General features: G+C 63.3%; 20 protein-coding genes. 10 read left to right on the top strand and 10 right to left on the bottom strand.

All coding sequences use genetic code 11. The features are described from left to right. Position 1 precedes the first annotated feature (1 nt). From sucC to NKI73_RS14595, 4 genes are all read right to left on the bottom strand, one after another. Entirely contained in the window at positions 2-1,195 is a 1,194-nt protein-coding gene (sucC, locus tag NKI73_RS14610) for an ADP-forming succinate--CoA ligase subunit beta (protein WP_352630759.1), read from the bottom strand. 16 nt (positions 1,196-1,211) lie between these two features. Then, positions 1,212-2,180 (bottom strand): malate dehydrogenase, encoded by a 969-nt coding sequence (mdh, locus tag NKI73_RS14605; protein WP_352630757.1) that lies wholly within the window; start codon positions 2,178-2,180, stop codon positions 1,212-1,214. A gap of 502 nt (positions 2,181-2,682) precedes the next feature. Then, positions 2,683-3,882 carry a cell division protein ZapE gene (gene zapE, locus NKI73_RS14600; RefSeq protein WP_352630756.1) on the bottom strand — a complete coding sequence of 400 codons (1,200 nt, stop codon included), beginning with the start codon at positions 3,880-3,882 and terminating at the stop codon, positions 2,683-2,685. Positions 3,883-3,973: 91 nt separating this feature from the next. After that, positions 3,974-4,513, bottom strand: coding sequence for a protease inhibitor Inh/omp19 family protein (locus NKI73_RS14595; RefSeq protein ID WP_352630754.1), 540 nt, complete (start codon positions 4,511-4,513; stop codon positions 3,974-3,976). Positions 4,514-4,794: 281 nt separating this feature from the next. On the opposite strand from NKI73_RS14595, the gene NKI73_RS14590 reads away from it, so the two are divergent. The 8 genes from NKI73_RS14590 (at position 4,795) to NKI73_RS14555 (ending at position 12,271) form a co-directional block, all read left to right on the top strand. After that, complete coding sequence (locus NKI73_RS14590) at positions 4,795-5,799, top strand: MBL fold metallo-hydrolase (protein WP_352630752.1); 1,005 nt, start codon at positions 4,795-4,797, stop codon at positions 5,797-5,799. Positions 5,800-6,000: 201 nt separating this feature from the next. Next, positions 6,001-6,162: a DUF1328 domain-containing protein gene (locus NKI73_RS14585; protein WP_352630749.1), complete on the top strand. Its 162-nt coding sequence runs from the start codon at positions 6,001-6,003 to the stop codon at positions 6,160-6,162. Positions 6,163-6,234: 72 nt separating this feature from the next. Further along, a complete protein-coding gene (gene dapF, locus NKI73_RS14580; protein ID WP_352630747.1) occupies positions 6,235-7,119 on the top strand; it encodes a diaminopimelate epimerase in 885 nt (294 codons plus the stop codon). Next, positions 7,119-8,432 carry a tRNA (N(6)-L-threonylcarbamoyladenosine(37)-C(2))-methylthiotransferase MtaB gene (gene mtaB, locus NKI73_RS14575; RefSeq protein WP_352630745.1) on the top strand — a complete coding sequence of 438 codons (1,314 nt, stop codon included), beginning with the start codon at positions 7,119-7,121 and terminating at the stop codon, positions 8,430-8,432. Before dapF ends, mtaB begins: the two co-directional genes overlap by 1 nt. 12 nt (positions 8,433-8,444) lie before the next feature. After that, entirely contained in the window at positions 8,445-10,355 is a 1,911-nt protein-coding gene (gene ftsY / locus NKI73_RS14570; RefSeq protein WP_352630743.1) for a signal recognition particle-docking protein FtsY, read from the top strand. Positions 10,356-10,416: 61 nt separating this feature from the next. Beyond that, on the top strand, positions 10,417-11,073 hold the full coding sequence (locus tag NKI73_RS14565) for a septation protein A (protein WP_352630741.1): 657 nt from the start codon (positions 10,417-10,419) through the stop codon (positions 11,071-11,073). A gap of 10 nt (positions 11,074-11,083) precedes the next feature. After that, entirely contained in the window at positions 11,084-11,704 is a 621-nt protein-coding gene (locus NKI73_RS14560) for a pyridoxamine 5'-phosphate oxidase family protein (protein WP_352630739.1), read from the top strand. Between the two features lie 36 nt (positions 11,705-11,740). Further along, positions 11,741-12,271, top strand: coding sequence for an NADPH-dependent FMN reductase (locus NKI73_RS14555; RefSeq protein WP_352630737.1), 531 nt, complete (start codon positions 11,741-11,743; stop codon positions 12,269-12,271). Positions 12,272-12,513: 242 nt separating this feature from the next. On the opposite strand, the gene NKI73_RS14550 is transcribed toward NKI73_RS14555, so the two are convergent. Both NKI73_RS14550 and NKI73_RS14545 read right to left on the bottom strand, forming a co-directional pair. Continuing rightward, on the bottom strand, positions 12,514-12,720 hold the full coding sequence (locus NKI73_RS14550) for a tautomerase family protein (protein WP_010912352.1): 207 nt from the start codon (positions 12,718-12,720) through the stop codon (positions 12,514-12,516). Between the two features lie 73 nt (positions 12,721-12,793). After that, positions 12,794-13,714 (bottom strand): SMP-30/gluconolactonase/LRE family protein, encoded by a 921-nt coding sequence (locus NKI73_RS14545; RefSeq protein WP_352630734.1) that lies wholly within the window; start codon positions 13,712-13,714, stop codon positions 12,794-12,796. A gap of 274 nt (positions 13,715-13,988) precedes the next feature. Between NKI73_RS14545 and NKI73_RS14540 the strand changes: the two genes are divergently transcribed. Next, complete coding sequence (locus tag NKI73_RS14540; RefSeq protein WP_081738754.1) at positions 13,989-14,156, top strand: hypothetical protein; 168 nt, start codon at positions 13,989-13,991, stop codon at positions 14,154-14,156. A gap of 258 nt (positions 14,157-14,414) precedes the next feature. Here NKI73_RS14540 and NKI73_RS14535 read toward each other — a convergent pair whose 3' ends face one another. From NKI73_RS14535 to ccmA, 4 genes are all read right to left on the bottom strand, one after another. Then, the gene (locus NKI73_RS14535) at positions 14,415-14,993 is read right to left on the bottom strand and encodes a DsbE family thiol:disulfide interchange protein (protein WP_352630732.1); all 579 of its coding nucleotides are present in this window, start codon (positions 14,991-14,993) and stop codon (positions 14,415-14,417) included. Further along, complete coding sequence (gene ccmD, locus NKI73_RS14530; RefSeq protein WP_352630729.1) at positions 14,990-15,157, bottom strand: heme exporter protein CcmD; 168 nt, start codon at positions 15,155-15,157, stop codon at positions 14,990-14,992. The genes NKI73_RS14535 and ccmD overlap by 4 nt, the downstream gene beginning before the upstream one ends. A 133-nt stretch (positions 15,158-15,290) precedes the next feature. After that, positions 15,291-15,956 (bottom strand): heme exporter protein CcmB, encoded by a 666-nt coding sequence (ccmB, locus tag NKI73_RS14525; protein ID WP_352630726.1) that lies wholly within the window; start codon positions 15,954-15,956, stop codon positions 15,291-15,293. A gap of 193 nt (positions 15,957-16,149) precedes the next feature. Continuing rightward, on the bottom strand, positions 16,150-16,773 hold the full coding sequence (ccmA, locus tag NKI73_RS14520) for a heme ABC exporter ATP-binding protein CcmA (RefSeq protein WP_352630723.1): 624 nt from the start codon (positions 16,771-16,773) through the stop codon (positions 16,150-16,152). 281 nt (positions 16,774-17,054) lie between these two features. Here ccmA and acnA point away from each other — a divergent pair, with 281 nt between their 5' ends. Next, positions 17,055-19,745: an aconitate hydratase AcnA gene (gene acnA, locus NKI73_RS14515; protein ID WP_352630720.1), complete on the top strand. Its 2,691-nt coding sequence runs from the start codon at positions 17,055-17,057 to the stop codon at positions 19,743-19,745. The last annotated feature ends 91 nt before the right edge of the window (positions 19,746-19,836 follow it).

The following is a 19,836-nucleotide window of genomic DNA, read 5'->3' as shown; positions in this document are numbered from 1 at the left end:
ATCAGCCCTTCACCGCCGCCACGATCTTCTTGGCTGCGTCGTCGAGGTCATCGGCCGACACTACGTTGAGGCCGCTGTCGTTGATGATCTTTTTGCCGAGTTCGGCATTGGTGCCTTCCAGGCGTACCACCAGCGGCACTTCCAGGCCGACTTCCTTGACCGCGGCAATGACGCCCTCGGCAATGATGTCGCACTTCATGATGCCGCCGAAGATGTTGATCAGGATACCCTTGACCGCCGGATCCTTGGTGATGATCTTAAACGCCGCCGTCACCTTCTCCTTCGACGCGCCGCCGCCGACATCGAGGAAGTTGGCTGGCTCGGCACCATAGAGCTTGATGATGTCCATCGTCGCCATGGCAAGGCCGGCGCCGTTGACCATGCAGCCGATATTGCCGTCGAGCGCGACATAGGCGAGGTCGTATTTCGACGCCTCGATCTCCTTCTCGTCCTCTTCGGTGGTATCGCGCAGTTCGAGAACGTCCGGGTGGCGGAACAGCGCGTTGTTGTCGAACGACACCTTGGCGTCGAGCACGCGCAGCCGGCCGTTCTTCATGACGATCAGCGGGTTGACCTCGAGCAGGCTCATGTCCTTCTCGACGAAGGCCTTGTAGAGGATCGGGAACAGCGTATCGCCATCCTTGGCCGCGTCGCCGTCGAGCTTCAGCGCGCCGTTGAGCGCCTTCAGATCGGCCGATGTGACGCCCTTTTCCGGATCGATGGCGACAGTGATGATCTTTTCCGGCGTGTCGTGGGCGACCGCCTCGATGTCCATGCCGCCTTCGGTCGAGACGACGAAGGCGACGCGGCCGACCGAGCGGTCGACCAGGATCGACAGATAAAGCTCGCGTTCGATGTCGGCGCCGTCCTCGATGTAGAGGCGGTTGACCTGCTTGCCAGCCGGGCCGGTCTGCTTGGTCACCAGCGTGTGCCCGAGCATCTCATTGGCGTTGGCGACGACGTCGGCCACCGACTTGGCCAGCCGCACACCGCCCTTGGCGTCCGGGCCAAGCTCCTTGAATTTGCCCTTGCCGCGGCCGCCGGCATGGATCTGGCTCTTCACCACATAGAGGGGACCCGGCAGTGCCTTGGCTGCGGCTTCCGCCTCGCTCGCCTTGAACACCGGCACGCCTTCGGCCACCGGCGCCCCGAAAGACTTCAGCAGCGCCTTGCCCTGATACTCATGGATGTTCATCTGGATTCTCTCCGGGTTACTTGGCGGCGAGTTGCGGGGCGATCTTGACGCAGGCCTCGGTCAGGCCCTGCACCGTCGCCACCGAACTGTCGAACATCTTCTGCTCGCTCTTGTTGAGCTCGATCTCGATGATGCGCTCGACGCCGCCGGCGCCGATCACAACGGGAACGCCGACATAGGTGTTCTTGACGCCATACTGGCCGGACAGATACGCGGCGCACGGCAGCACACGCTTCTTGTCCTTGAGATAGGCTTCGGCCATCGAGATCGCCGAGGCCGCCGGTGCGTAATAGGCCGAGCCGGTCTTGAGCAGGCCGACGATCTCGGCGCCGCCGTCGCGGGTGCGCTGCACGATCTGATCGAGCTTTTCCTTCGAGGTCCAGCCCATCTTGACGAGGTCGGGCAGCGGAATGCCGGAAACCGTTGAATAGCGGATCATCGGCACCATGGAATCGCCGTGGCCGCCAAGCACGAAGGCGGTGACGTCCTCGACCGAGACCTTGAATTCCTCGGCCAGGAAATAGCGGAAGCGCGCGCTGTCGAGCACGCCGGCCATGCCGACGACATGGCTCTTCGGCAGGCCCGAAAACTTCTGCAGCGCCCAGACCATGGCGTCGAGCGGGTTGGTGATGCAGATGACGAAGGCCTTCGGTGCGTATTTCTTCAGCCCGGCGCCGACCTGTTCCATGACCTTGAGGTTGATGCCCAAAAGATCGTCGCGGCTCATGCCGGGCTTGCGCGGTACGCCGGCGGTGACGATGCAGACATCGGCACCCTCGATGCCGGCATAGTCGTTGACGCCGGTGAGCCGGCTGTCGAAGCCATCGACCGGCGACGACTGCGCGATATCGAGCCCCTTGCCTTGCGGGATACCCTCGGCAATATCGAACAGCACCACGTCGCCGAGGTCCTTGAGGCCGATCATGTGGGCGAGCGTGCCGCCGATCATGCCGGAGCCGATGAGCGCTATCTTGTTGCGTGCCATGTGAGGAGATTTTCCCTTTGTCTGTGACGACGCCCAAATCTCAGACGACTTGGTTGACGAAGTCGAGGAAGAGGCCGGAATGCTGCGGGGACCCGCGAGATTTCGCCGCATCCAATAGCCTTGGCGCGATATAAATTCAAACGATTATTTCGGAGTGAGCATTTTCAATCGGTTAGAGTATTTGGGATTTACGTAAACGTCAAAATTTATAAGCCGACTTAGGAGAATTTACACAATGAGGATGGAGATCGTAAGGCCACACCCGGGTGATGACGCCCTTGTGATGCTGGCACCAAATCTCCCCCCTTGAGGGGGAGATGTCGCCAATGGCGACAGAGGGGGTCGTCGCGCGTGGAGCGCTGGCGCCATCTGTACCGCGCCCGGTCGAACCAACCCCCTCTGGCCTGCCGGCCATCTCCCCCTCGAGGAGGGATCAATCGTCGCGCCGGTTTCGCCAACCGTCAACGATGCAAGAGGGGAACCTACGTCTCTGAGCCTACGCCTACGCCTGCGCCTGCTGCGCTTCTGGCGTCGTCTTCACCTTCCGCCGCTCCGCCCAATCCTCCAGCCAGTCGCGGCTTTGCATCTCGATCAGGCGCGATGCCGTGCGCTCGAATTCGAAGACCTCAACGCCGCGTTTGGCCACATAAAGCTGCGGCGGCGGTGCTTCGGCGCTCACCACCAGCCGCACATGATGGTCGTAGAGCGTGTCGATCAGAAGGATAAAACGCTTAGCCTCGTTGCGTTTGCCTTCGCCGAGCACCGGGACGTGGTCGATGAAGATGGTCGAAAAGCGACCGGCGATCGCCAGGAAATCGCGCGCGCCGAGCGGCTTTTCACAGAGATCGCTGAAGGAGAACCGCGCCGCATCGCCGGCCGCACGCGGCACCGCCACTTGTCGGCCTTTGAGGGTCAACGAGGCCTGGGCCTCCGGCACGCCACGCGTCATGGCTTGCCAGGCTTCGTCGAGTATCTGGTCGGCTGCCGCATCGACCGGCGTGACATAGACCGGCGTGCGGACGAGCTTTTCCAGCCGATAGTCCTTGTCAGCGTCGAGCGAGAGCACCTGTGCATGCCGCTGCAGAATGCCGATGAACGGCAGGAAAAGCTGGCGGTTCAGCCCATCTCTATAAAGATCTTCCGGCGCCACGTTCGAGGTGGCGACCAGCACCACGCCGCTGGCAAACAGCGCCGAAAACAGCCGCGACAGGATCATAGCATCGGCAATGTCGGTAACCGAGAACTCATCGAAGCACAGCACCCAGGCCTGATCGGCAAGCGCCTTGGCCACGGGCGGGATCGGATCGCCTTCCCTGACGTCCCCATTCTTGCGCGCCTGCCGGTGCTTCTGGATACGGTCCTGCACGTCGGCCATGAAGTCGTTGAAATGGACGCGGCGCTTGCGCCGCACCGGCAGCAGGTCGAAGAACATGTCCATCAGCATGGTCTTGCCGCGGCCGACGCCGCCATGGATGTAGAGGCCTTTGACGGCCTCATGCGTCTCGCGCCTGCGGGCAAACAGCCAGCCCAGGGCACTGGACTTTTGTGCCAGCCGCTTGGCCGAAATCTCGTCGGTCAGCCGGTCGAGCGCAGCAGCGATCCGCTCCTGCGCCGGATCGCGGCCGATCGCACCGGTTTCCACCAGATGGTCGTAGCGCTGCCTGACGGTCGCATGGGTCTGGAGGCCGTCACGCAGATGCATCGGTCACGTCGTTCCGAAGCAATTCCAGGAAATGTGTGTAGCGGTTTCCATCCGGAATTGCGTAAAACCAAAAAATAAAAGGATACCAAGCCTATCTTGTAAGCGAAATCGGCTGGCCGTTGGACGTCTGGCCGTCGAATTTCGAGCCGCCCGAGGAATAGAGCCGCGCCAGCGCGCCGCCATTCTCGTCATAAAGCGTCAGTTGCTTGCCGGCGACGTTCCACGACTTGATGCCGTCGATCGGTGCCGGGCAATGCAGCGGCCCGGCGCGGAAGCCGGCGCCGAACTTGGTCTGCGGCGTCGCCACCTTGCAGCTCTGGCCCGAAACGCTGGCGTTCCAGACACCAGCGACGCTGGCGGCGTTGAGGTCCGAGGCTCCGGCGGGCGCCGTACCGTCCGGCGGCAGCGAGGCAACTTGCGTATTCGCCGGCGCGGTCGGGAATTGCGACGGGTCCGTGGTTCCGGGCGACGCCGGCGGCGGCAGCTGGTTCGCGGTCACCTTGCCGGCGGGCGCGGCCTCCAGCGGTGCCGGCTGCTGGTCATCCATCGACGAGAAGCGCGAGGTCGAACAGCCGCTCGCAACGAGCGCGGCCAGCGATACGGCCACCAGACCGGTTTTCGAAAAAGTCATTCCAACCTCCGTCGGATCCGGCTTGGGGGAAGCCGTCCGCACAATCTCACCCCCACCAAGATGGAGAAGGTGGCGAAATTTCAACCCGATATGGTTAAAATACGGTTTGCGGCAAGATTTGTTGCAAATTTATCGCAATCGCGATGAGCAATGGGCGGCCTGTCGCGCGTCGCCCTGAGATCCAGTCGACACCGTCCCGTCCTGGCATTCGGCGGTCAAATGCTTGCGCAAGCAGGCATAGCGCCTATGTCAGGAAGACGAAACCTGCTGGAGCCGCAAAATTGGCCGCGAGAAAGAGAGCCGCCAATCGCTATTACAGCGGCCCGCCCAGCGATCATTTCGACGGCACATTGTTCTTCAATCCCGGCGGCCAGCCGCCCGGCCGTTTCGCCGACCTGCTGAAATGGCAGTTGAATGGCAAGCGCTCGAAATGGCCGGCGGCGAATCCAAGCCCCTTTCCACAGGCAAAGCCGTCCGCGAAGGTCGAAGGCGCCGCGCTTGATGTGACGATGGTCGGCCATTCCACCTTGCTGGTCCAGACGGCCGGCCTGAACATCCTCACCGACCCGGTCTGGTCGCAGCGCGCGTCACCGCTTTCCTTCGCCGGACCAAAACGCATCAATCCGCCAGGCATCGCCTTCGCCGACCTGCCACCGATCGACCTCGTCCTGATCAGCCACAACCATTATGACCATCTCGACCTCGCCACGCTGAAGCGGCTGAAAGCCGGTCACGACCCGCTGGTGCTCACCCCGCTCGGCAACGATGCCGTCATCGGCAATGCTATCCCCGGCATGCGGCTGTCGGCGCATGATTGGGGCGATAGGGTCGAGGTCGGCAACGGCGTCGCGGTCCATGTCGAGCCGGTGCACCACTGGTCGGCGCGTGGCGCCCGCGACCAGCGCATGGCGCTGTGGGCCGGCTTCGTCATCGAAACGCCTGACAGCAAGCTCTATTTCGCCGGGGACACCGGCTTCCATGATGGCATCAACTACCGGCTGATGGCTGAGAAACATGGTGGCTTCCGCTTCGCCATCCTGCCGATCGGCGCCTATGAGCCGCGCTGGTTCATGGCGCCGCAGCACCAAAACCCTGGGGAGGCTGCGCAAGGCATGACACTGTGCAACGCCGCCTATGCCGCCGGCTGCCATTGGGGCACCTTCCAACTCACCGACGAACCGATCGACGAGCCGGCACGAAAATTGACCGAGGCGCTCGAGGATCAAGGCATCCCACAAGAGCGCTTTCGCGCCTTGCGGCCCGGCGAAGTCTGGGCCGTGCCTTGAGCGGCAATGCTGCTCGCTACGGCCAACTCAACGTCGGCGGTTTCGCCCGAAGGAGGTCGAACAAGACGGCATCCTTCATCACCGATATCGAGATCGCCGGCTGTTTCGCCGTGAATCTGGCCTCACAAGCCGACGGGAACCCAAGCGCGGCAGTCGCGTTTTCATACGGTTTTAAAACGTGTCGGTTTGCGAGGCATTCCCATGCTCAAATGGATCATCATTTTGCTGATCATCGCCGCGGCGGCGAGCTTGCTCGGCATGCCGGCGCTGGCCGGTGCTGCTGCCACCGGTGCGCGCATCCTCATCGGCATCGTTCTGATCATCTTCCTGCTGATGGTACTGGGCATTTTCGCGGTGACGTAAAGCGGCTCTGCACTGGTAATTCCTGACCGTTTCCGCCATATAGCGCCAATCGGACACGGAATTTTCGGAGCAATGGCCAGCACTGCCCCTTTCGCCAAGATGAACGGCATTGGCAACGAGATCATCGTTGCCGACATGCGTAGCCGTGCCGATCGGGTGACAGCGGCTGCGGCAATCGCGCTGAACGCCGATGCCGCGACAAGGTTTGACCAGATCATGGCGATCCACGACGCCAGGACGCCGGGTACCGCCTTTTTCATCGACATATTGAATTCCGACGGAACCAGTGCGCAGGCCTGCGGCAATGGCATGCGCTGCGTCGTCCAGGCGCTCGCCGCCGAGACCGGCCAGAAGACCTTCACCTTCGAGACCGTCGCCGGCATCCTCAATGCGCGCGAACATGCCGACGGGTCGATCTCGGTCGACATGGGCACGCCGCGTTTCGGCTGGCAGGACATTCCGCTGGCCGAGGAATTCCACGACACCCGCATGATCGAGCTGCAGATCGGCCCGATCGACGCGCCGGTGCTGCATTCGCCCTCGGTCGTCTCGATGGGCAACCCGCACGCCATCTTCTGGGTCGACCGCGACGTCTGGTCCTATGAGCTCGACCGCTTCGGCCCGCTGCTCGAGAACCACCCAATGTTCCCCGAACGCGCCAACATCACCATCGCTCAGGTCACCTCGCCCGAGACCATGGTCATCCGCACCTGGGAGCGTGGCGCAGGCCTGACCAAGGCCTGCGGCTCGGCCTCCTGCGCCGCCGTGGTCGCAGCCGCCCGCACCAACCGGACCGGTCGCAGCGTCAGCCTGCTGACCCCCGGCGGCGGCACGCTGCACGTCGAATGGCGCGACGATGACCACGTCATCCTCACCGGCGCCGCCGAATGGGAATTTTCCGGCAGCTTCGATCCGTCGACCGGAACGTGGGCCCGCGACACCGAAAGCGCGGCCTGATGTCCGCTCTGTCCAAGAGCCCGGTGTCCAAGGGCATCGATGTGGTGACTTTTGGCTGCCGGCTGAACACCTATGAGTCCGAGGTGATGCGACGCGAGGCTGAAACCGCCGGCCTCGGCGCGCTGGAAGGCGGCGCCGTGATCTTCAACACCTGCGCTGTCACCGGCGAAGCGGTGCGCCAGGCCAAACAGGCGATCCGCAAGACGCGCCGCGACAACCCGCAAGCCCGTATCATCGTCACCGGCTGCGCCGCGCAGACCGAGCCTGAAAAATTCGCGACCATGGACGAGGTCGATCTCGTGCTTGGCAATGAGGAGAAGCTGAAGGCGAACTCCTATCGCGCGCTGCCGGATTTCGGCGTCAACGACACCGAAAAGGCGCGCGTCAACGACATCTTTTCGGTGCGCGAAACCGCGGGCCACATGGTCGACGCCATCGAGGGCCGGGCACGCGCCTTCGTGCAGGTGCAGAACGGCTGCGACCACCGCTGCACCTTCTGTATCATCCCTTACGGCCGCGGCAATTCACGCTCGGTGCCGATGGGCGCCGTGGTCGAGCAGGTCAAGCGGCTCGCCGGAAACGGCTATGCCGAGATCGTGCTGACCGGTGTCGACATGACCAGTTTTGGCGCCGACCTGCCGGGCGCCCCGAAGCTCGGCAGGCTGGTAAAAACCATCCTCAAGCAAGTGCCCGACATGAAGCGCCTGCGGCTGTCCTCGATCGATTCGATCGAAGCCGACGAAGATCTGCTCGACGCCATCGCCACCGAGCCCAGGCTGATGCCGCATCTGCATCTGTCGCTGCAGTCGGGTGACGACATGATCCTGAAGCGCATGAAGCGCCGCCATCTGCGCGATCAGTCGATCCGCTTCTGCGAGGATGTGCGCAGGCTTCGCCCCGGCATCGTCTTCGGCGCCGACATCATCGCTGGCTTCCCGACCGAAACCGACGAGATGTTCGAGAACTCGGAAAAAATCGTCGAGGAGTGTGGTCTGACCCATCTCCACGTCTTCCCGTTCAGTCCCCGCGAAGGCACGCCTGCCGCGCGCATGCCGCAGCTCCGCCGCGAATTGGTCAAGCAGCGCGCCGCCCGGCTGCGCATCGCCGGTGAAGCCGCGTATATCAGGCATCTGTCGTCGCTCACTGGAACCCGTCAGTCGATCCTGATCGAGCGCGACGGCCTCGGCCGCACCGAAGGGTTTACGCTTGCCGCACTCGGCACGGGCGCGCCGGGCGAGATCGTCGAGGCTGACATCACCGGCCATGACGGCGCCCGGCTGATCGCGACCCCCCTTGCCGCTCGCGCGGCCTGAGAAACGCAAAGCATGGCTGGTTTTTTCAAGAAGATATTTTCGTTCGGCAAGAAAGAGGTGGTCGAGGAGCGGATCGACGAGACCGCCCCGCTGCCGCCGATCAAATGGGAAGCGCTCGATACCCTGAAGCCGGCGGCCGAGCAGGTCGTTCCGGAGTTTCTGAAGCGCGACGAGCTGGAGCCCGAGGCGGAAACCGCACCGACGCCGACAGTCGAGCCGGAGGTGGTTCCTGCGCCGGAACCGGCGCCGGAACAGCCAAAGCCCGAGCCGGCACCGACGATTCCGCCAGCACCGGAGCCGATAGTTCCGCCCGCGCCGGAACCCCTGCCGGAGCCCGAGCCGGAAGAGCAACCCGCGCCTGAGACGCCTGCTGAGCCGCCGGCGCCCGAGGAAATACCAACGCCTCCCGCCGTTCCGGAGCCCGCTCCCAAACCGCAGCCGCAAGAGGTGCCGCCACCCGCGCCGACCGAGCCGGAGATCGTTCCGTCGCGCCCGGAAAGGCAACCGGAACCGGCCCCGGTCGAAGTGCCGGTCCCGCCGGTCGAGGTTCCACCAGCAAAGCCGGAGCCCGAGATTCCATCGGCGGAAATCCCAGCCCCTATTCGCCAGCCTCCGGCGGTCGAAACCCAGCCGATCCTCGCCGAGATTGCACCAGAGCTTGAGGCCGCGCCGACGCCCCACCCTCACCTCGATGGGGAGGGTCGACGCGAGGCGGCGGGGTGGGATGACAGCGCCGAGGTCGCGCACCGCCGAACTGCGCTCGGGACCTCCCCCATCGAGGGGGAGGTAGAGGGCACGCCGCCCGAAGCCCCACCGGCCGAAATCGCGCCTCCCATTCGCCAGCCTGCGCCGATCGAATCGCAGCCGGTCATAGCCGAGATCGCGCCCGAACCGCAGGCCGTCCCGCAACCTGCGCCAAAACCCGTTCCCGCCCCCGGCAAGGTGACCGTCAGCAAGAAGGTCGAGCAGAAGGCCGAGCCGCAGAAAGCGCCGGAACCGGCACCGAGGCGTTCATGGTTCCAGCGCATGAAGGACGGGCTTGCCCGTTCGTCCAAGGAACTGACCGGCAACATTGCCGGCGTCTTCACCAAGCGCAAGCTGGACGAAGAGACGCTGCAGGATCTGGAGGATGTGCTGATCCGTGCCGATCTCGGCATGGAGACCGCCTTGCGCGTCACCGATGCACTGGCCGCCAGCCGCTACGGCAAGGATGTCTCCGACACCGAAGTGCGCGCCATCATGGCGGCTGAAGTGGAAAAGGTGCTGACCCATGTCGCCATGCCGCTGGAGCTGGACCTGTCCCACAAGCCGCATGTCATCCTGGTCGTTGGCGTCAACGGCACCGGCAAGACCACGACCATCGGCAAGCTCGCAGCCAAGCTCACCGATGGCGGCCTGTCGGTGATGCTCGCCGCCGGCGACACGTTCCGCGCCGCCGCGATTGAGCAGCTCAAGATCTGGGGCGAGCGGACGAAATCGCCGGTCATCGCCTCCAAGATCGGCGCCGATGCCGCAGGGTTGGCCTACGACGCTTTCGAACGAGCAAAAGAAGCCGGCTCCGACGTGCTGATCATCGATACCGCCGGCCGCCTGCAAAACAAGACCGAACTGATGGCGGAACTCGAAAAGATCGTCCGCGTGCTCGGCAAGCTCGATCCGGAAGCACCGCATACCGTTTTGCAGACGGTCGACGCCACCACCGGCCAGAACGCGCTCAACCAGGTCGAGATCTTCCGCAATGTCGCCGGCGTCAACGGCCTAGTGATGACCAAGCTGGACGGCACGGCACGCGGCGGTATTCTGGTGGCGATCGCGGCAAAGCACAAACTGCCGGTCTATTTCATCGGCGTCGGCGAGCAGGTCGACGATCTCGAACCTTTTTCAGCAAGCGAATTCGCCAGGGCGATCGCTGGAGTAGCGTAGCAAGCATGTCCCAAAAAGTTGCAGACTTTTTGGATCAGATCATGCGTAAGAAAGAGATTCCATGAACCCACCCATTCTCGAACGCGACCCCTCCGACCCGCAAAAACAAAAGAAGGAAGGCGTCAATCCGCTGCTCAAGCTGGTGCTGGAACTGGGGCCGTTGATGGTGTTCTTCTTCGCCAATGCGCGCGGCCAATGGCTGGTGCAGAAATTCCCTGCTCTGGCCGAGTTCGGCGGGCCGATCTTCGTCGCCACGGGCCTGTTCATGGCCGCCACGGCCATCGCACTGATCGCCTCATGGCTGCTGATGCGCACCTTGCCGATCATGCCGATGGTGTCTGGCGTCGTCGTCTTCATCTTCGGCGCGCTGACGCTCTATCTGCAGGACGACATCTTCATCAAGATGAAGCCGACCATCGTGAACACGCTGTTCGGCGGCGTGCTGCTCGGCGGCCTTTATTTCGGCAAGTCGCTGCTTGGCTATGTCTTCGATTCGGCCTTCAGCCTCGATGCCGAAGGCTGGCGCAAGCTGACCTTCCGCTGGGGCCTGTTCTTCCTGTTCCTGGCCCTTGCCAATGAAGTGGTGTGGCGGAATTTTTCCACCGACGCCTGGGTAACCTTCAAGGTCTGGGGCATCATGCCGATCACGCTTCTGTTCACCTTCAGCCAGATGCCGCTGATCCTGCGCCATTCGCTCGAGGACAAGACCAGCAAATAGGGAGAGGGCGATGGAATTCGTCACCACGCGCGACGAACTGAGAACGATCTACAAGACGCCGCGGCCGACCGACGGCTCGATCCGCAAGGAATTGAAGGCGCTCGACGGCCATTGCCGCTCCTTCATCGGCAAGAGCCCATTCGTGCTGATCGGTTCGTCCGACGGCGCCGGCAATGCCGACGTGACGCCCAAGGGCGACAAGCCTGGCTTCGCCGCCGTGCTCGACGACACCACCATCGCCATCCCCGACCGGCCCGGCAACAACCGGCTCGACACGCTGGAGAACATCCTCCTCAATCCTTCGGTCGGGCTGCTTTTCCTCATTCCCGGCATGAACGAGACACTGCGCGTCAACGGCGACGCCCGCATCACCGTCGACGGGGGCCTTCGCGAGCGCCTTGCCATCGACGGGAAGGAACCGCAAAGTGTCGTCGTGGTCAGCGTCAAGGCCGCCTACATGCACTGCGCAAAAGCCTTCATGCGCTCGGATTTGTGGAAGCCGGAAACCTGGTACGACCGCGCGACGCTGCCGACGCTCGGCCAGATCATGCGCGATCAGCTGGCAGTTGCCGATTCGGCCGAGGCGACCGACCGCTGGCTCGACGAGGAATACAAGAAGACGATGTGGTAGGTTTTCGGACGACGATTCGTCCACCCGGTTCCTGCCTTGCTGAACATCCTCGCCATCTCCGGCAGCCTGCGGGCGGCCTCGACCAATTCGGCCCTGATCGCGGCACTTGCGCGCAATGCGCCGACCGGCTGTCGCATCGCCATCTATGACGGGCTTGGCCATCTGCCGATCTTCAATCCCGACGATGAGGGCGAGCGGACGCCGCTCGAAGCCACCGAACTGATCGACGCCGTCACCCGTGCCGACGGCGTTATCATCTCCTGTCCCGAATATGCTCACGGCGTACCCGGCGGGCTGAAGAACGGGCTCGACTGGCTGGTATCGCGCGACGCCGCCGTCGCCAAGCCCGCCATGCTGGTGCACGCCTCGCCACGCTCGCAGTTTGCCCGCGCCGCCCTGGCCGAGATCATGCGCACCATGTCGTTCGCGCTTTGCGACGATATGCTGGAGATTGCCCTGCTCGGCAAGAAGCCGGCGGAGGTGGAGGCTGTCTTGGCCGAGCCGGAAAACCGGCTGGCGATGCATGATGCCGTCGCGGCCTTCGCGGAGTTCATCCGCGCGCGTTGACGCTGAGCGGCGGCGGCCTATCAGAGCGAACGCGAAATGGGGCGCCGGCGATCCTTCGCGCCCCCCTCTGTCCTGCCGGACATCTCCCCCACGAGGGGGGAGATCGGCAGCTTCACCGCCCCGCCTGTCCTTCAACGTTGGAGATTGGCGAAAAGAGGAGATGACGGCTAATCTCCCTCCTTGTGGGGGAGATGCCCGGCAGGGCAGAGGGGGGCGCTGTCCCGCTAACCTATCACGAGGAACTACCCCTTTCGCAGCGTCTCGACATCCGTCTTCCCGACATACCAATCGCGCGCGTTGACCTCCTCGAAGACCACCCAGACATCGTCATTGCCGAGGCCAGTGGCCTCCATGATGGCCGCCGTGACCTTTTTGGCGATATCCGCCTTCTTGCCCGCCGGATCGGCGGCGATCACTTCCTTGACGATGCGGATGTTGACGAATGGCATGACGTCCTCCCGGGGATGTTCGTGCTCGCGAGCCGCTTCGACGAAACTGTCGAACGGTCGCCAGTGCTCGAGCTCAATAAGTCTTGGCGCCGTTGACCATCAGCCGCACCATGTAGAGCGAGGTGGTGCCGGCGATGTAGAGGCAATTCAGCTTGTTGCCGCCGAACACGCAATTGGCGGTCACCTCCGGCACCTTGACCTTGCCGATCAGCGTGCCGTCGGGATGGTAGCAATGGATGCCGTCGGCAGCACTGGTCCAGATGCGTCCGTCCTCATCGAGCCGGAAGCCGTCGAACAGGCCGGCAGTGCAGTCGGCGAAGATTTTTTCGCCCGACACCTTCTTGCCGCCCTTGCCGACATTGAACACCCGCATATGCGCCGGGTGCTGCGCGCCATGCGTGCGGCCGGTGTCGACGACATAGAGCTTGCTCTCATCGAGCGAGAAGGCCAGCCCATTGGGCCTGACCATGTCGGTGATGACGGCTTCGACCTCGCCGGTGCCGGGATCGACCCGGTAGACATGGCAGGCGCCGATTTCGCTCTCGGCCTTGTCGCCTTCATAGTCGGTATCGATGCCGTAGCTCGGATCGGTGAACCAGATCGAGCCGTCCGACTTCACCACCGCGTCGTTGGGCGAATTCAGCCGCTTGCCCTTCCATTTGGTGGCGATGGTGGTGACCGAGCCGTCAAACTCGGTGCGGCTTACGCGGCGGCCGGAATGCTCGCAGGTGATCAGCCGGCCCTGCCGGTCGACAGTGTTGCCGTTGGAATTGCCGGATGGCTGCCGGAAGACGCTGACATTGCCGTCGGTCTCGTCGTAGCGCAGCATGCGGTTGTTGGGGATATCGGACCAGACGACATAGCGGCCGGCAGCAAACCAGGCCGGCCCCTCCGCCCACTGGCATCCGGTGAACAGCCTCTCGACCTGCGCGTTGCCGTTGAACAGGCGCGCGAAGCGCGGATCGAGAATTTCATAATAGTCTGCGGCCGCCATGCTTCTCCTCCCGGCATCAATGACACCAGATCAAGCCAGCCGGCGGGACAGAAGGCAATGTGGGTACGCACAGTGTTATACAAAAAGCGCAGCCAAGACAGATCGCTTGCCGGCTCTGCGCATGACGTCAACGCCGCATTAACCGGCTATGCGCTGGGCGCAATGGTGCATTGCAACATCTTCTTTTTGCAATGCACCATTACTATGTCATGCTTCGTATCGATCAAGGGAGGAATAACAGCCGCCGAAATGCGGCGCCAAAAGGAACCTTGCTATGATCCTCGACAGTCTCATGACCCGCGCTCGCAACAGCATTGCCAAGCGCAAGCACTACAACCGCCTTGTCGCCGAAATCGACAGCTTTTCCAGCCGCGATCTGGCCGACATGCGCGCCGACCGCTCGGAAATGCTCTACCAGGTCCACAAGCAGATCTACGGCTGAGTATTCGGTCGACCTATCACGTTCGTCATCCTTGGGCGTAGCGACGCGAAGCGGAGCGAAGACCCAAGGATCCATGCCGTGATTTTCGAGCACCACAGCGGTGCAGAATTTGTTTTGCGATGACCCGTGATTTCGCGCCAAAAAGCGCGCATTTCGGACCGCCGCATTTCCGGGCGAATGTCGCGGCATGGATCCTAGGGTCTTCGCCGCGTCGCTCCGCTCCTTGCTTCGCCCTAGGATGACGAAAGCGAGTGACCGTCAGCCCGGCACCGCCAGCGCCTTTTCAATCTGTGGCAGCAAGAGATCCCTCGCCGTCTCGGGCGTCAGCGGGCCGACATGCTTGTAGGCGATCTTGCCGTCCTTGCCGATGACAAAGGTCTCCGGCACGCCGTAGACACCCCAGTCGATCGCCGTGCGACCGGCTTCGTCGACCCCGATCGCCTGGAACGGATTGCCGAGATCGCCGAGGAACCGGCGGGCGTTTTCCGGCTGGTCCTTGTAATTCAGTGCCGCCAAGGCGAAACGCTTGTCCTGCGACAGCGCCAAAAGCACTGGGTGCTCTTCGCGGCACGGCGCGCACCACGATGCGAAGACATTGACCAATGTGACCTTGCCGGCGAAGGCTTTCGAATCGAGGCCCGGCAGGTTCAAGCCCTCAAGCGCCGGCAGATTGGTCTGCGGCGCCGGCAGGCCGATCAGAGCCGACGGCACTTCCGAAACATCGCGCCCCGACAATAGCTGCGACAGGAACAGTCCGGCCAGGCCGAGGAAGATCAGCAGCGGCAAAAGCACGAACAGGCGACGGCGCGGCGGCGGCGTTTCCGTTTCGGTGCTCATGGCTTGGCGGCCTTGTCGGAGCGACGTCGCACGCCGGCGGCTTCCAGCTCCGCGAGTTCCCGCTTGCGCGCCCGCTGGTCAATCAGAATCCAGCCGATCAGCCCGATCAGCACCACGGCGGTGATGCCATAGGCGGCGGTCACGTAAAGTGCGTGCACACTCATACGGCAGGTCCTGCCAAGGTGCGGCCTTCCAAACCGATCATTTCGCCCCGTCTAGACATGCCTTTCCTTAGCCTCGCCTTGTCGGCTTCGCAATTGGTCGCCGCGCCGCAGCCTTCGCGCTCATGCGGCCGCTTCAATCCGTTCCGTGGCGCAGCGCCAGTGCAGCCGAGACCGGGCCTAGCACGCTAAGAAACAGGGTCAGCGCGGCAAGAATGAGGAAGGGCTGCAGAAACGGATCGGGATAGGCCGTCGCGCCATAACTCGCCGAAACGCCGAAGATCAGCACCGGGATGGTCAACGGCAGCACCAGCACCGAGATCAGCAGCCCGCCACGCGGCAGCGCCACCGCCACCGCCGCACCGGCAGCGCCGATGAAGGTGATTGCCGGCGTGCCGACCAGCAGGGTCAGCGCCGTGGCGCCGATGGCGAGCGGCTCCATGTTCATGAAAAGGCCGAGCAAGGGCGCAGCGATGACCAGCGGCAACACGCTGCCCGCCCAATGCGCCAGGCATTTGATCAGCACCGTCAAGGCCAGCATATGGCGGTCGTTGCCGAGCACCAGCAGATCAAGCGAGCCATCCTCGCGGTCGGCCTGGAACAGCCGGTCGAGGCCGAGCAGGCAAGACAGCAGCGCACCGATCCACAGGATCGCCGGGCCGATGCGGGCAAGCAGCTTGAGATCCGGCCCGACCCCGAACGGAATGGTGGCGATGACGGCGAGGAAGAAGATGACTCCGGTCAGCGCACCGCCGCCGGCACGGATGTTGAGACGGATGTCGCGGAGGAAGAGGGCTAGCATGATTTGAGATGCCTTCGCCCAGGCACCCCCCTCTGTCCTGCCGGACATCTCCCCCGCAAGGGGGGAGATTGGCAGCTCATGCCTCCCACCAGCCCTCCAACATTAGAGATTGGCGAAGGTCGTGGCGGCGTCCAATCTCCCCCCTTGCGGGGGAGATGTCCGGCAGGACAGAGGGCGGTGCCTCGCGCCATCATCAACCCGTTTCCCCCATCCTCAACTCTACCCCCTCGATCCCCAGCGGCAGATGCGTCGCCGCTACAATCATCCCACCCTCTCCGCAATGCCTCGTCATCAACCCCGCAAGCCGCGCCTCCGAAGCCTTGTCCAGTCCCGCCGTCGGCTCATCCAGCAACCACAGCGGCCGATGACTGACCAACAACTTGGCGATCGCCGCGCGGCGCCGCTGCCCGGTCGACAGATAGCCGAACGGCAGGTGGCCGATGCCGCCCAGTCCGACCGTTTCCAGCGCCTCTTCGACGCCGGCATCTCCACCGCCGTTGAAATCGCGCCAGAAGCGTAGGTTCTCCGCGACGCTGAGCGCCGGCTTCATTGCGTTCTGGTGGCCAAGATAATGACAGGCCGAGGCAACAGACGGAAACGCTTCGCCCCCGTCTTCAATCTTCATAGCGCCTTCGATCTTCACGCTGCCTTCCGCCACCGGAAGCAACCCGGCGATGACCCGCAGCAAGGTCGATTTGCCCGATCCGTTCGGCCCTGTGACGACAAGCGCCTGACCATCCTCCAGGGCAAAGCCGATGCCGGAAAACACCGTGTCGCCGCCGCGTTCGCCGCCCAGATTTTCGGCGATCAGCCGCATCCCTCGCCTGCCCTGAAAACCATGTGTCGCGGCAGCTGCCGCATCGCACAAATTTGCTTTGCAACTGTCTAGAACTATTCCAGAAAATTCTCTATATGCGGTGCATCCGTGCCAGCGGTCGGCGCGGGAACAGAATTAGCGCCGAACCAGCGCACGCGCCGCCTTGAACGGCTCGGGTTGCTTGGGAACGGACAGCGGAAATGGCCGTACCCGCACCTTTGCGCGTGATTGCATGCCATCGGAGTCCGTTCCCTTTCAGGCTGAACAGACAAGGATCGCACGTGTCAAAATCCCTCGACAGTTTCAATTGCCGCCGCACGCTGACCGCAAGCGGCGCGGAATATGCTTATTTCGACCTCATCGAGGCCGAGAAGAACGGCCTCACCGGCATCTCCCAGCTGCCCTATTCGATGAAGGTGCTGCTGGAGAACCTCTTGCGCAACGAGGACGGCCGCTCCGTCACCAAGGAATCGATCCAGGCGGTTGCCGGCTGGCTGACCGACAAGGGCACCGCCGGCGTCGAGATCGCCTATCGCCCGGCCCGCGTGCTGATGCAGGATTTCACCGGCGTTCCGGCCGTGGTCGACCTTGCCGCCATGCGCGACGCCATGGCCTCGCTCGGCGGCGATCCGCAGAAGATCAACCCGCTGGTGCCGGTCGACCTCGTCATCGACCATTCCGTCATCGTCGATGAATTCGGCACGCCGATGGCCTTCGCCCGCAATGTCGAGCTCGAATACGAGCGCAACGAGGAACGCTACAAGTTCCTGAAATGGGGCCAGCAGGCGTTCCGGAACTTCCGCGTCGTGCCGCCCGGCACCGGCATCTGCCACCAGGTCAACCTCGAATATCTCGGCCAGGTGGTGTGGACCAACACCGAGGACGGCGAAACCACCGCCTATCCCGACACCTGCGTCGGCACCGATTCGCACACCACCATGATCAACGGCCTTGGCGTGCTGGGCTGGGGCGTCGGCGGCATCGAGGCTGAAGCCGCCATGCTCGGCCAGCCCGTCTCCATGCTTTTGCCCGAAGTCATTGGCTTCCGCCTCACCGGCAAGCTGAAAGAAGGCGTCACCGCCACCGACCTCGTGCTCACCGTCACGCAGATGCTGCGCAAGAAGGGCGTCGTCGGCAAGTTCGTCGAGTTCTTCGGACCGGGCCTCTCCAACATGACGCTGGCCGATCGCGCCACCATCGGCAACATGGCGCCCGAATACGGCGCCACCTGCGGCTTCTTCCCGGTCGATTCGGAAACCATCCGCTACCTCACAATGTCCGGACGCAGCGAGGACCGCATCGCGCTGGTCGAAGCCTATTCCAAGGCGCAAGGGATGTGGCGCGACACCGGCTCGGCCGACCCGGTGTTCACCGACCTGCTCGAGCTGGAACTCGGCAGCGTCGTGCCGTCGATGGCCGGGCCCAAGCGGCCTGAAGGCCGCGTCGCCCTGGAGGGCATCCCCGAAGGCTTCGCCAAGGCGATGGAGACCGAATACAAGAAGGCGGCGGAAATCTCGAAGCGCTATGCGGTCGAAGGCACCGACCATGATCTCGGTCATGGCGATGTCGTCATCGCCGCCATCACCTCCTGCACCAACACCTCGAACCCGAGCGTGCTGATCGGCGCCGGCTTGCTGGCGCGCAACGCCAATCGGCTCGGCTTGAAGCAGAAACCCTGGGTGAAGACCTCGCTGGCACCCGGCAGCCAGGTGGTCGCCGAATATCTGGAGAAATCCGGCCTGCAGAAGGAACTCGACCAGATCGGCTTCAACCTGGTCGGCTTCGGCTGCACCACCTGCATCGGCAATTCCGGCCCGCTGCCGGCGCCGATCTCGAAAACCATCAACGACAAGGGCCTGATTGCCGCCGCGGTCTTGTCCGGCAACCGCAACTTCGAAGGCCGCGTTTCGCCCGACGTGCAGGCGAACTATCTGGCGTCGCCGCCGCTGGTCGTCGCCCACGCGCTGGCTGGAACCGTCACCAAGGACCTGACCACAGAGCCGCTCGGCGAGGACAAGAACGGCAACCCGGTCTATCTCAAGGACATCTGGCCGAGTTCGGCCGAGATCCAGGAGTTCATCGAGAAGAACGTCACCCGTGAGCTGTTCGCCCGCAAATATGCCGACGTCTTCAAGGGCGATGAGTACTGGCAGAACGTCAAGGCGCCGGAAGGCCAGACCTATGCCTGGGACGACAACTCTACCTATGTACAGAACCCGCCCTATTTCGCCGGCATGACATCAGGATTCGGCAAGATCGGCGACATCAAGGGCGCGCGCGTGCTCGGCCTGTTCGGCGACAAGATCACCACCGACCACATCTCTCCGGCGGGTTCGATCAAGGCGGCTTCACCGGCAGGCAAATACCTCACCGATCACGGTGTCGGCGTCGCCGACTTCAACCAGTACGGCACAAGGCGCGGCAACCACGAGGTGATGATGCGCGGCACCTTCGCCAACATCCGCATCCGCAATCACATGCTGGGCGAGAGCGGCCGCGAGGGCGGCTACACCATCCATTATCCGTCGAAGGAAGAGGAATCGATCTACGACGCGGCGATGGAGTACAAGAAAGAAGGCGTGCCGCTGGTCATCTTCGCCGGCGTCGAATACGGCAACGGCTCGTCGCGCGACTGGGCGGCCAAGGGAACGAACCTCCTTGGTGTCCGCGCGGTCATCGCCCAGTCCTTCGAGCGCATCCATCGCTCGAACCTCGTCGGCATGGGCGTCATCCCCTTCGTCTTCGAGGACGGCACGTCCTGGGCCTCGCTCAATCTCAGAGGTGACGAGCTGGTCGAGATCGACGGCTTGAGCACCATCAAGCCGCGCCAGACGATGATCGCCAAGGTCACCTATGGCGACGGCACGGTGAAGAACGTGCCGATCATCTGCCGCATCGATACGCTGGACGAGCTCGACTACTTCAAGAACGGCGGCATCCTGCAATACGTGCTGCGCGATCTGGCGGCTTAGGGAAGAGTCGACCGTGAACTATCCGCAAGCCGTTGATCTGGCATGTTGATTGAGGCGGATAGCGGCTTTTGGATTGCAGGATTAGCGGTTT

Origin of the sequence: Mesorhizobium sp. M0496, from assembly GCF_040321205.1 — a bacterium.
Lineage (GTDB): Bacteria > Pseudomonadota > Alphaproteobacteria > Rhizobiales > Rhizobiaceae > Mesorhizobium.
Note: the sequence above shows the minus strand (reverse complement) of the source record. Positions and strands in the feature narration are given on the sequence as shown.

Bases quoted from the DNA above. Each gene is read 5' to 3' on its own strand.
- ccmA (WP_352630723.1), bottom strand. From the start codon at position 16,773: ATGCGGCTGATCGCCGAAAATCTGGGCGGCGAACGCGGCGGCGACACG.
- NKI73_RS14535 (WP_352630732.1), bottom strand. From the start codon at position 14,993: ATGAGCACCGAAACGGAAACGCCGCCGCCGCGCCGTCGCCTGTTCGTG.
- NKI73_RS14585 (WP_352630749.1), top strand. From the start codon at position 6,001: ATGCTCAAATGGATCATCATTTTGCTGATCATCGCCGCGGCGGCGAGC.
- mtaB (WP_352630745.1), top strand. From the start codon at position 7,119: ATGTCCGCTCTGTCCAAGAGCCCGGTGTCCAAGGGCATCGATGTGGTG.
- NKI73_RS14550 (WP_010912352.1), bottom strand. From the start codon at position 12,720: ATGCCATTCGTCAACATCCGCATCGTCAAGGAAGTGATCGCCGCCGAT.
- ccmB (WP_352630726.1), bottom strand. From the start codon at position 15,956: ATGCTAGCCCTCTTCCTCCGCGACATCCGTCTCAACATCCGTGCCGGC.
- NKI73_RS14560 (WP_352630739.1), top strand. From the start codon at position 11,084: ATGGAATTCGTCACCACGCGCGACGAACTGAGAACGATCTACAAGACG.
- dapF (WP_352630747.1), top strand. From the start codon at position 6,235: ATGGCCAGCACTGCCCCTTTCGCCAAGATGAACGGCATTGGCAACGAG.
- mdh (WP_352630757.1), bottom strand. From the start codon at position 2,180: ATGGCACGCAACAAGATAGCGCTCATCGGCTCCGGCATGATCGGCGGC.
- NKI73_RS14545 (WP_352630734.1), bottom strand. From the start codon at position 13,714: ATGGCGGCCGCAGACTATTATGAAATTCTCGATCCGCGCTTCGCGCGC.
- sucC (WP_352630759.1), bottom strand. From the start codon at position 1,195: ATGAACATCCATGAGTATCAGGGCAAGGCGCTGCTGAAGTCTTTCGGG.
- NKI73_RS14540 (WP_081738754.1), top strand. From the start codon at position 13,989: ATGATCCTCGACAGTCTCATGACCCGCGCTCGCAACAGCATTGCCAAG.
- NKI73_RS14595 (WP_352630754.1), bottom strand. From the start codon at position 4,513: ATGACTTTTTCGAAAACCGGTCTGGTGGCCGTATCGCTGGCCGCGCTC.
- ftsY (WP_352630743.1), top strand. From the start codon at position 8,445: ATGGCTGGTTTTTTCAAGAAGATATTTTCGTTCGGCAAGAAAGAGGTG.
- zapE (WP_352630756.1), bottom strand. From the start codon at position 3,882: ATGCATCTGCGTGACGGCCTCCAGACCCATGCGACCGTCAGGCAGCGC.
- ccmD (WP_352630729.1), bottom strand. From the start codon at position 15,157: ATGAGTGTGCACGCACTTTACGTGACCGCCGCCTATGGCATCACCGCC.
- NKI73_RS14565 (WP_352630741.1), top strand. From the start codon at position 10,417: ATGAACCCACCCATTCTCGAACGCGACCCCTCCGACCCGCAAAAACAA.